The organism is Roseivivax lentus (assembly GCF_900156805.1).
Lineage (GTDB): Bacteria > Pseudomonadota > Alphaproteobacteria > Rhodobacterales > Rhodobacteraceae > Roseivivax > Roseivivax lentus.
On the sequence record NZ_FTOQ01000003.1, the window covers coordinates 354276 to 365955 of the forward strand.

The following is an 11680-nucleotide window of genomic DNA, read 5'->3' on the forward strand; positions in this document are numbered from 1 at the left end:
CAGGTTCCGGGGCGGGCACCATGTCGATCCTTGCCCGCGCGGCGCGTTGCGGAAACAGCTTGCCAGATCGTCCGCCCCGACCCACGCTGCCTGCACCGGAGAGGTCCGAGGAAGGCACGCCGCCATGACAATCGCCAAACCCCAGCGCCGACACATCGCGCATTTCAACTGGGCGACGCTCGTCGGCGATCTGGGAAGCCCCGAAGTTGCCGGGTTCGAGACGGCGGTCCCGCGCGTCAACGCCCTGGCCGAGCGCAGCCCCGGCTTCGTCTGGCGCGACGGCAACGAACGGGAAAACGCGCTCGCCATCGGCTGGCCGCGCTTTACCGAGGATCCGCGCTGCATCGCCTCCTTCTCCGTCTGGGAAAGCCCGGAAGATGCCGCGCGCTACATCTACAAGACGGTGCACGGCGCGTTCCTGCGCCAACGCACGCGCTGGTTCGCCGAAGGCCGGGGCGGGCAGGTGCTGTGGTGGGTGCCCGCGGGCCATATCCCTGACGCCGCGGAAGCCCGCGCCAAGGTGGATCAGCTGGCGGCGGAGGGGCCCGGAGAGGCGGTCTTCACCTTCGCAGCGCTCGGATACGGCCCGGCGCGCTGACCCTGTGCGTGGGCATGGCCGGCGGGCTGGAGCGGGGCGCCGCGCTCGCGCAGCGGCAAGCAGGGCGCAGCCTCTGCCACGCCAGCCACCCGATGCCCCGCGCGCTCCGTTCCCGCGCGGGACCGACACCCATCGACCCCCCCTCGCGTCCCGACCCCCCTTGTCACCCTCCCGCGATCTGTCACGACCACGTCGCGATGACCTGCGAGAGCTCGACGCGCGATGCGACGGAGAAATGTCATGACTGACCGGCGAAGACCGCGCGGCGCCGGGCCATGAGCGCGCCGCACGACATCCCGACCGATCCCGCACCGTCCTTGGGCGAGGCGACGCGCCTGTGGTGGCGGATCGGGCTCTTGTCCTTCGGCGGGCCCGCGGCGCAGATCGCGCTCATGCACAAGGAGGTGGTGGAGGACCGCAATTGGTTGTCCGAACGCCAGTTCCTCAATGCGCTGAGCTTCTGCATGCTGCTGCCGGGGCCCGAGGCCATGCAGCTTGCCACCTATGCCGGATGGCGGCTTCACGGCACGATCGGCGGTCTCATCGCGGGGCTGCTGTTCATCGGTCCGGGCGCTGCCGTAATCATGGCGCTCGCGGCGATCTACAGCGTCTTCGGGGCGGTCCCGCTGGTCGAGGCGCTGTTTTACGGGATCAAGGCCGCGGTTCTGGTGATCGTGGTCGAGGCGCTGCTGCGCGTCTCGCGCAAGGCGCTGACCGGGATGCGGCACTGGATCATCGCCGTCGCCGCCTTCATCGGCATATTCTTGCTGACGATCCCTTATCCGCTGATCGTGGTGCTGGCGGGGCTCTACGGCGCGATCACCGCGACCGCGCGCCCGGGGCAGGGCGCCGTCGACATGACCCGTGTCTCGCCGCGCCGGACGGCGGGCACGATCCTGCTGTGGTCGGGGGTCTGGCTGCTGCCGCTCCTGGCGCTTTCGGTGTCGGGCGCGCCGGGGCTCCTCGTGCAGCTCGGCACGTTCTTCAGCACCCTTGCGGTCGTGACCTTCGGCGGGGCCTACGCGGTCCTGGCCTACATGGCGCAGGACGCGGTGGTGCAGTTCGGCTGGCTGAGTGCGGGCGAGATGATCGACGCCCTCGGACTGGCGGAGACGACGCCCGGCCCGCTGATCCTCGTGACGCAATTCGTGGGCTTCGTCGCGGGCTTCCGCGAGGGCGGCTTCGGTCTTGCGGTGATCGCCGCATTTGTGACGCTCTGGGTGACCTTCGCGCCGTGTTTCCTGTGGATTTTCGCGGGCGCGCCGTACATCGAATGGATATCGCATCAGCCGCGCCTGCAGGGCGCGCTCGAGGCGATCACCGCGGCGGTGGTGGGTGTGATCCTGAACCTGTCGGTCTGGTTCGCGCTGCATGTGCTCTTTGCCACCGTGACCCGCGAACGCTGGGGCGCGGTGACGCTGTGGCGGCCGGAACTGGCCACGATCGAGTGGGGCGCCGTGCTGCTTTTCGGTGTCAGCTGCGTTCTGGCCTTCGGGCTGCGCTGGGGCATCCTGCGAATCCTTTTGGTCTCGGCGCTTCTGGGCGCCGCGCTCGGCCTTCTGGCCTGACGCGTCCGGCTCCGGGGCCTACTGCTCGCCATCGGATCCGAAAGCGCCCGCCCATTGCCGCAGGCCGCATCGCCTCTTGGACCAAGGGGATGACCCGATGGCGCCCGTCCCCCCATATCCCCTTAAAGGCGCTTGGCCTGCACTGGCGCGAGGGCCGGCTTCTTGCCCCCGAAGTCCCGGACGATTCCGGGCGCGTGAAAGGCGTCCGCCCGCTTGGGGGCTCCGTGAAATTCGGCGAGACCGCAGAGGACGCCCTGCGCCGGGAGTTCCGCGAGGAGCTCGGGATAGACGTGACGACGGTGGGTCCGCCGATCTTCATCGAGAACATCTATTCCCATGAAGGCAGCTTGGGCCATGAAATCCTGGCGATCTTCGATGTGGCCTTTCCGGACGCGGCCTTCGCGAACACGTCCCGTATCTCGTTTCGCGAAGAAAGCGGCGCTTTGTGCTGCGCCGAGTGGGTCGCGCTCGACAGGCTGGACCTGCCGGAAGGGCCGAAGCTCTACCCCGAGGGGCGGAAGGCCCACCTGCTCGGCTCGCGGCAGGGCCCCTTGTCGGCTGGCGCGGACCGACGCTGAGAAGGCCGCCCAAAAGCGTACGTCTGAGGCAGGTGCGGGCGAAAGCATCGCGGCGACGGAACCGTCACCCACGATGCGCCGACACCACGTCGGACCACCCCGGCGGTCGCGCGGCTCGCGCTTCGCGGGAAAGCCCCGGCGCGGTTTCGCGCCTAACTCTCTAAAACTTGCCTAAAACTTGCCTAAAACTCTACCATTTTCCGCCGCAAACAATCCGTACTTTCCTTGGCAACAAAGCCTCGCTGAAAGCGCGGCCATACCGAGCGTGAGAGCAGCGTGGCGACATTCTGGGCCAGATTCGACAGTAACAGCGCGAACAATCCCGCGCTGAACCTTCGCGGCGATGCCGCGATCGAATTCACGTTCGTGGAATCGGGACCGACCGGGGATCTGGCGCTCGACACCAATGGTGGTCTGCCCGATCCCGATACGCAGGTCAGTATCGACGGCGTATTGTACGACTTCACCTTCGAGCTGTCCGCCCAATTGCCGACGCTGAAGCGCGACGGCGCCGGACAGGTGCCGGACCAGTATGAAGGCGCCACGACCTACATCATCACGGTGCAGGACTATCCCGCGCCCGGAGACACAACGCGCCTGGCCTTCCTGCCGGATGAGAACGCGACCCAGGCCGAGATGGACGCGTTCGGAAACGGCGCGATCGATCTTCAGAACGTCGGCACGGACCCCGTGCCCGATTACGTCGTCGAAGGCACGAGCGGCGACGATGTCATCGATGCGACCTATGGAGGCGACCTCGAAGGCGACCGCATCGACAACAACGACGGCAATCCCCTTCAGCCCGGCAGCGCGGGGGGCGATGACGATTCGGTCACGGCAGGCGCGGGGAACGATTACGTCGCCTCTGGCGCCGGGAACGATACCGTCCTCGGCGAGGACGGGGCCGACACGCTCGATGGCGGCGCGGGCGCGGATGTGCTCAGCGGCGGGCTCGGCGACGATTTCCTGCTGGGCGGACTTGGCGCCGATACGCTTGACGGGGGGGCGGGCAACGACGTCCTTGCGGGGGGCGACGGGAACGACCTGTTCGTCCTCTCGGACGGCAACGACACCATCACCGATTTCAATTCCGGCAATACCGGGCCGCTCGGCGATGGCGACAGCACCAACAACGATTTCCTCGACCTGTCGAACTATTACGACAGCCTCGACGAGCTGCGCGCAGACCTTCTCGACGACGGCATCCTGAACCAGTCGAACACGCTCGACGACGAAGGCAACGCGGTCGATTATTCCGACAACACGCAGTTCGGCACCAATTCCCTGACCGTTCAGGGCGCGACCGGGTCGACCTTTTCCTACGACAATACCGGCATCGTCTGCTTCACCTCGGGCACCCATATCGCGACCCCGGACGGGGAGGTTCCCATCGACACGCTCAGGGTCGGCGATCTGGTCTGTACCTTTGACAACGGCCCGCAGCCCATCACCTGGATCGGGCGCAGGCAGATCGGACGGGAAGAGCTGGAGGCCCATGTCAGCCTCCGACCGGTCCTCATCCGCAAGGGGGCACTGGGCAACAAGCGCGATCTCTTGGTGTCGCGGCAGCACGGGATGCTGATCGGCGAAGGCTTCCTCGTCCGGGCGGCCCATCTCGCCGCATATGGCAAGGGGATCCGCATCGCGCATGGCAAGCGGGCGGTGACCTATATCCATCTGATGTTCGCGAGCCACCAGATCATCTTCGCCGAGGGCATTCCCAGCGAAAGCTTCTTTCCGGGGCCGATGGCGCTGCAATTGATGTCGCCGGACGCGCAATCCGATCTTTGGACCGCGTTTCCGACGCTCAAGGAGATCGGCTCCCTTGAAGATGCGGAAGCCTGTTATGGGCGCCTGGTCCGACCCTTTGCCAAGAAGCGGCGGGTAGAAGCGCTCCTGAACGCGACCAAGTCGTTCCAGCGGCCGGAGCGGCGGGCAGGCTCGGGCCCCGGAACGGTTCGCGCGGCGTAGGGATTGCGCCACCAGGCATATACAAACGTCTTTCGACGCTGCGCGGCTTTGAATGGGCCGGGGTTGTAGCGGAAGTTCAAAGGGCCAGAGCTGTCGCCGCCGTCGTGCTCAAATCGTGTCAGGGAAAACGTGGCCGGCGGCCTTTCCCGACCGACTAGGACCCCATGAACGCCGCGCGCCGCTCCATCAGCGCATGGCAGAGGTAATCCACGAACAGCCGGACTCGCCGCACCCGCCGCAACTCGCCGTGCAGCAGCACCCAGGTCGAGCGGCGCCGGTCCAGCTCCGTGCCGGGGACGCGCTGCAGGTCCGGAAAGACCGCCGTCACCCAGCTCGCGAGAAAGCTCATCCCGGCGCCCGCGCGGACGAGATGCAGGTGCATTTCCGGATCGGGCACGCTGTGGCGGACCCGCGCCTCCGGAAAGGCCGAGCCCGCGATCATGCGCGCCAGTTCGGGTACGTCGCCATAGCCGATCCAGCTCAGGCCCTGCCCCCTGCGGTCGGCCTTCGGCAGCATGCGGTCGATATAGTCGCGCGACGCCACCACCCCGATGGACAGCGGAAAGAGCTTCCGGCCCACCGCATCGTCCTCGATCTCGGCGGCATGCCGGATCGACACGTCGGTCTCGTTCCGGGCGATGGAATCGAGCGTGTAGGACAGGCGCAATTCGATCTCGATCTCGGGATAAAGCGCGGCGAACTCGGCCAGCACCGGGGCCAGCAGGTAATGCGCCGTCATCGGGTCCGCCGACAGGCGGATGCGCCCCGCGGCCTCGCGGTCGAGCCCCTGCACCGCGTTGAACCCTTTGAGCAGCGCCGCCTCCGCCTCGAGCGCCTGCGGCAACAGCCGCCGCCCTGCGGCGGTCAGCGACAGCCCGTTGGCGCCCCGCCGAAAAAGCTGCGTGCCGAGCTGCGCCTCCAGCGCCTCGACCTGGCGGCGCAGGGTGGCATGGGTGCCGCCCGACTGCTCCGCCGCCGCCCGGAGCGAGCCGCTCCGCGCCACTGCCAGAAACGCCGGAAGAGATTTCCAATCCATGACCATCCGGATCGATTCTGAACCACTGCGGTCCAGAATAGCCACTCTTCGGATCGCAAAGAAACCTCTATTCTCCGGGATGCATCCCAAGACCACAGAGGCTCCCCATGACTGCAACGCTTTCCGCCTGGCGCATTCCCCACTATGGCGCCCCCGACATTCTCACCCCGGTCACGCTGCCGATGCCCGAACCCGGCCAGACCGAGGTGCTGATCCGCATCCGCGCCTCCGCCGTGACACGGGCCGACGGCCTGATGCGCAGGGGAGAGCCGCTGTTCGCGCGTCCCTTCCTCGGCCTGCGCCGCCCGCGCGCCGGTCTGTCCGGCACCGGCCTTTCGGGCGAGGTGATCGCGGTCGGCGACAAGGTCAGCCGCTTCGCGCCGGGCGACATGGTCTTCGGCGAGGCCGGCATGCATTTCGGCGCCAATGCCACCCATATCTGCCTCGACGAGACCGGCGTCCTGATGCCCAAGCCGGAAAACCTGTCGCATGAGGATGCGGCGGTTCTCTGCGACGGCGTGCTGACATCCTGGCATTACCTGCATAATCTCGGCCAGGTCAAAAGCGGCGACCGGGTCCTGATCCTCGGCGGGGCCGGCAGCCTCGGCAGTGCTGCGGTGCAGATCGCTGCCGCCATGGGCGCGGAGGTCACGGCCACCAGCAGCGCGCGCAACGAAGCCCTCGTCGCCGCGCTCGGCGCCAGCCGCGTGATCGACTACACACGCGAGGCGGCCATGCAGCCCGGCGCCGCTTATGACGTGATCTTCGACACGGTGGGCGTCGCGTCCTTCTCGGTGGCCAAGCCCGCGCTGGCCGAGGCGGGGCGCTACCTTTGCCCGGTTCTGAAGCTCGGGCGCCTGCCTGCGATCCTGCTTTCAAGCGTCATGGGCCGGAAACGCGCCCTGTTCGCTGCCACCGGCCTCGAAAAGCCCGAGCGTCTGCGGGCCATGCTGTCCGAGATCCTCGACCTGATCGCGCAGGACCGTCTTGCCCCGGTCATGGACCGGATCTACCCGCTGGCCGATCTCGTTGAGGCGCATGCCTATGTCGAGGGCGGGCATAAACGCGGCAATGTCGTCGTCGTCTGACGGCGCGCCGAACCGCCCGCGCTGGACACCCATCTCATCGGAGACCGCATCATGAAAATGAACTACGCCGTCCTCGGCACGAACGACATGCGCGCCTCGACGGCCTTCTATGACGGCCTTTTCGCAGGCGCGGGACTTCGGACCATGGCGCCTTCGGACCGCATGACCTACTGGCTGGGCGCGGATTTCGCCTTTGCCGTTGCCATCCCCTTCGACGAACAGCCCGCGACCCGCGGAAACGGGACGATGATCGGCTTTTGCGTCGGGACCCGGGACGAGGTCGAGAGGATGCACGCCCTGGCGCTCGATCTCGGCGGCACCTGCGAAGGCGCGCCCGATCAGCGGGGGCCGAAATCCTCGGCCTATCTCCGGGATCCCGATGGCAACAAGTTGTGCTTATCGGACTGAACGAGACTGCGTAGGATGGGCCCGCATCCGCTTCACGGCGAAGACCGGCCGGAACCGTCCTTGGCCTTGCGCGCCCCGTGTTCCTTGCCCCGAAAGGGCATGAGCGCCGAAACCCTGATCCGAGGCCGCCGCAGAGTGGCCGTGCCAAAGATGAAAGACCAACCATGCCTCGATTGAACGCCAAGACCTGCATCGTTACCGGCGCGGGGCGCGGTATCGGTGCCGCGATCGCGCGGGCCTTCGCACGGGAAGGGGCCTCGGTCCTCGTGACCGACAAGGACGCGGCGCGCGCCGCGAAGATCGCCGCCGAGATCGGGGCAGAGGCGCGGCGTCTCGACGTGGCGTCCGAAGAGGACTGGCAGGCGCTGGCCGAAGCCTGGCCCCAATGCGACGTGGTGGTGAACAATGCCGGGGTCACCGGTTTCGAGGATTCCCTGCGCCCGCACGATCCCGAGCATGCCAGCCTCGAGGATTGGCGCGCGGTGCACGCGGTCAATCTCGACGGAACCTTCCTCGGCTGCCGCTACGCCATTCGCGCGATGCGTCCCAAAGGCGCGGGGTCGATCATCAACATCTCCTCGCGCTCGGGGCTTGTCGGCATTCCAGCCGCCGCAGCCTATGCGTCGTCGAAGGCCGCGGTGCGCAATCATACCAAGTCGGTCGCGCTTTATTGCGCCGAACAGGGGCTCGCCATCCGCTGCAACTCGATCCATCCCGCCGCCGTGCTGACCCCCATGTGGGAGCCGATGCTGGGCACGGGGCCCGACCGCGCGGCACGCATGGCGGCCTTCGTCGCGGACACGCCCCTGCGCCGGTTCGGCGACCCGGACGAGGTCGCGGCGCTTGCGGTCATGCTGGCCTCGGACGAGGCCGCCTACATGACCGGCGCCGAGCTCAATATCGACGGAGGCCTGCTCGCCGGATCGGCGGCGGCGCCCAAGACGGACTGACCGGGGCAGGGGCAGGATGGGCGTCATCACCGCACTCTTCGCGCGCAAGGTCATCGACGCCGCCGGCCCCGATATCGACCGCGCGGCGCTCTTTTCGCGGCTGGGGCTTGCACCCGACGCCCTGCCCGGGGTGAAGCGCATGGTCCCCGATGCCGAGTATTACGCGCTGCTGGAGGAGATCGCCGCCGCGCTGCCCGATGGCACCGACTTCCCGCTGCGCGTGGGGGCCTCGATGCGATGCGACGATTACGGTGCCTTCGGCATGGCGTGGAAGACCGCGCCAACGCTGCGCGGTTCGCTCGAGCGGGCGGAGCGTTACGCGCGCCTTCTGACCTCGGTCGCGGAACACGAAGTGCGCGAGGACCCGCAGGGCGCGATCTTCCTTCTGCATCGCGCGGGCCCGCGCAGGCTGGGCCTGCGGCTGTCGAACGAGGCCACGCTCGCCAGCGCCATGGCGATCATGCGGGAAGTCTCGCCCGAGCCGGTCACGCCGCTCGAAGTATATGTCCAGCATGCCGCGCCGCGCGAGACCGCGGCGCATGAGGCGTATTTCGGCTGCCCGGTCCGTTTCGGCTCGGATCGCGACGGCATCCTTCTGGGGCATGACGACCTGTCCCGGGGCAACCGTTTGGGCGACGCGGCGCTTGCGCGGTTCCTGACCCCCCAGCTTGAGAAGGAACTGGCCTCGGTCGCCCGCGAGACCTCCTTCGAACAGGTCCTGCTGCGCCGCGTATCGGATCACCTGAGCGCGGGTCCACCCCGCGCTGCCGCCATCGCCCGCGAGATGGGCATGAGCGAACGCACCTTCCACCGGCGCCTGTCGCATGAAGGCCTCTCGTTCCAGAGGGTTCTGGAAAAGGCCCGGCGGCGCCTCGCCGAAGGTCTGCTTGTCCAGAGCGATCACTCAATTGCCGAGATCGCGTTCCTGACCGGGTTTTCCGAGCAAAGCTCCTTCACCCGCGCCTTCAAACGCTGGTCCGAGGTGACGCCGGCGGCCTTCCGGGACCGGCACGGACAGGGGTGATTGGCAGGATCGGTCAAAACCTTGGCCGGACCCGTCAAGATCCCGGGCGCGGTCCGGCGCATCTTCCCTGCATCACATCGACAAAAGGAGCCACGTGATGCAGACCCAACCCATTCTCGTCATCGGTGCCACCGGCAAGACCGGCCGCCGCATCGTCCGGACCCTCACCGATCAGGGATATTCCGTCCGCCCGGGCACCCGGTCCGCGCCCATTCCCTTCGACTGGGACAATCCCGACAGCTGGGCCCCCGCGCTCGACGGAATTTCGACCGCCTTCGTCTCCTATTTCCCCGATCTGGCCTTTCCCGGTGCCGCTGAGAAGATCGAGGGGCTGTCCGCCCTGGCAAAGGACATGGGCGTCGCCCGCCTCGTTCTCCTCTCGGGGCGCGGCGAGACGCATGCCAAGCGCTGCGAGGATATCGTGCGCGCCTCGGGTGTCGATTTCACGCTCGTCCGCTGCGCATGGTTCGCGCAGAACTTCTCCGAAGGCTACCTGCGCGACCCGGTGCTGGCGGGTGTGATCGCCCTGCCTGCGGGGGACGTGCAGGAACCGATCGTCGACGTGGATGACATCGCCGATGTCGCCGTGGCGGCGCTGACCGATCTCGACCGCCATTCCGGCGAGCTTTACGAGATCACCGGCCCGCGCCTTTTGCACTTCTCGGAGGCGGCGGCGGAGCTTGCGGCGGCCAGCGGCTACCCGGTGCGGTACCAGCCGATCACGCTCGCGCAGTTCCATGCAGCGATGACCGAGATCGGCGGCGCCTTCATTGCCGATGTCTTCACCCATGTCTGCGAAGAGGCGCTCGACGGACGCAACGCGTGGCTGGGCGACGGCGTTCAGCGCGCCCTGGGCCGCCCGCCCCGCGATTTCGCCGCGTTCGCCCGTCGGGCGGCCATGTCCGGCGCCTGGCCGGTCGCGGCCTGAGCGCGCTTGCCAACTTCTCACGGAGCACTCCCCATGACCCTTACCCGTTTCGAAAAGGCCGCCCTCGCCGTCTCCGGTGTCACGGCACTCGGGATCGGCGGCGCCATCCTAGCCGCACCGCAGGCCTTCTACGCAAGCTACGGCATCGCGCTCGGCCCCGATCCGAACCTGCTGAGCGAGCTGCGGGCCCCCGCTGCCGGTCTCGCGGCCCTCGGCGCCCTGATGCTGGCTGGCATCCGTCGCGCCGCCTTCAGCCGGATCGCCATCGCGGCGGCCCTGACCGTCTATCTCGCCTTCCCCGCGGGGCGGCTGGTCGGGCTGATCGTGGACGGAATGCCCGGCGGGAGCATCCTCGGCGCATTGGCGATCGAGCTTGCAATCGCGGGCCTCTGCCTCGCGGCCTTCCGCCACCGTTTCAGGTCCGCGTCCCCGGAGCGGGGCCGCCGCCGCCTCTCGCCCTCCTGATCATCCCCGCGGCGCCCGGGCACTTTGAGTCCGGGCGCTCATGGCTTTCGAAAGGATCTCTCCCATGTCTCCCTGGTTCTTCATTCTCGCCCAGGTCTCGGTGCTGGCCTATGCAATTCTTGCCGGCGTCTTCCTCGCCTTTTCGGACTTCATCATGCGCGCCTTGTCCCGCACCAGCGGCACCGGCGGTGTCGAGGCCATGCAGGGCATCAACCGCGAGGTGTTCCGCTATGTCTTCATCCCGCTCTTCATCGCGATGGCCCCTTTGTCGCTCTTCATCGCCGCTTATGGCGGGGCCGTCATCGGATCGGCACCGGGAGCTGCGATGATGCTCGCCGGGCTCATCTATTTCGTGGGCTGCTTCGGCGTGACGATCCGCGGCAATGTCCCGATGAACGAGGCGCTCGACCGGATGGCGCTCTCCGAGGCGGCGACGCTGACCTACTGGACCGGCACCTATCTGCCGCGATGGACCTTCTGGAACACCATCCGCACCATCGCCTGCGGGCTTTCCGCGGTCTTGATGCTGATCGCGCTGTCGGCGATGGCCGAGCTTTGAGGCCGTGCGGCGGAGCACCGGAAAGGGGCCAGACCACGCGGCTTCGCCGTCAGGCGGTGCCGCGCATCGGCGGCTCGGCCGAGGCACGCCGCGTTGGGACCCTTTGTGCAAGCCCGGCGTCGCGCGTCGGCATTGGATTCGCGCGCGTCTTCGCCATGGGGCTGTCCCGGTCGAGGGGAATTTCTCGACAGTTTTTTTCAACGTCGTGAGAATACGATTTGCCGCCGAACGGCGTTTTTCTCAGCGGCTCAACCCGAAACGGGCCTATTCCGTTGAAATACCCGCGCTTGATCGAGGGCCGTGGTGCTGATTCAATTCCGCCGATGGGTGGGAGGATTGGCGATGATGGGACCCAGGAAGGAAGCGCAACCGGCGCTGTTCTACGAGTTCTCGCTTGAAGATCACGTCCCCGAGGATCACCTGCTTCGATCAATCGACCGGTTCGTCGATCTGAGAAACATCCGTGCCCATCTGGCAGATTTCTACAGCCATACCGGCCGCCCCTCC

Annotated in this window: 12 protein-coding genes and 1 pseudogene; 12 read left to right on the forward strand and 1 reads right to left on the reverse strand. The window is 67.4% G+C overall.

Annotated features, from left to right (window positions below; translation table 11 throughout):
* Window positions 1-124: 124 nt before the first annotated feature.
* From BW990_RS08605 to BW990_RS08620, 4 genes are all read left to right on the forward strand, one after another.
* Window positions 125-598, forward strand: a complete 474-nt coding sequence (locus tag BW990_RS08605) for a DUF3291 domain-containing protein (RefSeq protein ID WP_076447057.1) — start codon at window positions 125-127, stop codon at window positions 596-598.
* 275 nt (window positions 599-873) lie between these two features.
* Entirely contained in the window at window positions 874-2166 is a 1293-nt protein-coding gene (chrA, locus tag BW990_RS08610) for a chromate efflux transporter (protein WP_076447060.1), read from the forward strand.
* Window positions 2167-2255: 89 nt separating this feature from the next.
* Complete coding sequence (locus tag BW990_RS08615) at window positions 2256-2744, forward strand: NUDIX hydrolase (RefSeq protein ID WP_076447063.1); 489 nt, start codon at window positions 2256-2258, stop codon at window positions 2742-2744.
* A 276-nt stretch (window positions 2745-3020) separates the two neighbouring features.
* The gene (locus BW990_RS08620) at window positions 3021-4715 is read left to right on the forward strand and encodes a Hint domain-containing protein (protein WP_076447066.1); all 1695 of its coding nucleotides are present in this window, start codon (window positions 3021-3023) and stop codon (window positions 4713-4715) included.
* A 154-nt stretch (window positions 4716-4869) separates the two neighbouring features.
* On the opposite strand, the gene BW990_RS08625 is transcribed toward BW990_RS08620, so the two are convergent.
* On the reverse strand, window positions 4870-5751 hold the full coding sequence (locus BW990_RS08625) for a LysR family transcriptional regulator (protein WP_234990191.1): 882 nt from the start codon (window positions 5749-5751) through the stop codon (window positions 4870-4872).
* A 107-nt stretch (window positions 5752-5858) separates the two neighbouring features.
* On the opposite strand from BW990_RS08625, the gene BW990_RS08630 reads away from it, so the two are divergent.
* From BW990_RS08630 to BW990_RS21285, 8 genes and pseudogenes are all read left to right on the forward strand, one after another.
* Entirely contained in the window at window positions 5859-6839 is a 981-nt protein-coding gene (locus BW990_RS08630; RefSeq protein WP_076447072.1) for an NAD(P)-dependent alcohol dehydrogenase, read from the forward strand.
* 57 nt (window positions 6840-6896) lie between these two features.
* Window positions 6897-7247: a VOC family protein gene (locus BW990_RS08635; protein WP_234990192.1), complete on the forward strand. Its 351-nt coding sequence runs from the start codon at window positions 6897-6899 to the stop codon at window positions 7245-7247.
* A 164-nt stretch (window positions 7248-7411) separates the two neighbouring features.
* A complete protein-coding gene (locus tag BW990_RS08640; protein WP_076447077.1) occupies window positions 7412-8197 on the forward strand; it encodes an SDR family oxidoreductase in 786 nt (261 codons plus the stop codon).
* 16 nt (window positions 8198-8213) lie between these two features.
* Window positions 8214-9221, forward strand: a complete 1008-nt coding sequence (locus BW990_RS08645) for an AraC family transcriptional regulator (RefSeq protein WP_076447080.1) — start codon at window positions 8214-8216, stop codon at window positions 9219-9221.
* A 97-nt stretch (window positions 9222-9318) separates the two neighbouring features.
* Complete coding sequence (locus tag BW990_RS08650) at window positions 9319-10149, forward strand: SDR family oxidoreductase (protein ID WP_076447083.1); 831 nt, start codon at window positions 9319-9321, stop codon at window positions 10147-10149.
* Window positions 10150-10182: 33 nt separating this feature from the next.
* The gene (locus tag BW990_RS08655; RefSeq protein ID WP_076447086.1) at window positions 10183-10614 is read left to right on the forward strand and encodes a DUF4345 domain-containing protein; all 432 of its coding nucleotides are present in this window, start codon (window positions 10183-10185) and stop codon (window positions 10612-10614) included.
* A gap of 64 nt (window positions 10615-10678) precedes the next feature.
* The gene (locus BW990_RS08660) at window positions 10679-11173 is read left to right on the forward strand and encodes an anthrone oxygenase family protein (RefSeq protein ID WP_076447089.1); all 495 of its coding nucleotides are present in this window, start codon (window positions 10679-10681) and stop codon (window positions 11171-11173) included.
* Window positions 11174-11515: 342 nt separating this feature from the next.
* Window positions 11516-11680 (forward strand): annotated as a pseudogene (locus BW990_RS21285) (IS5/IS1182 family transposase); the annotation flags it as partial.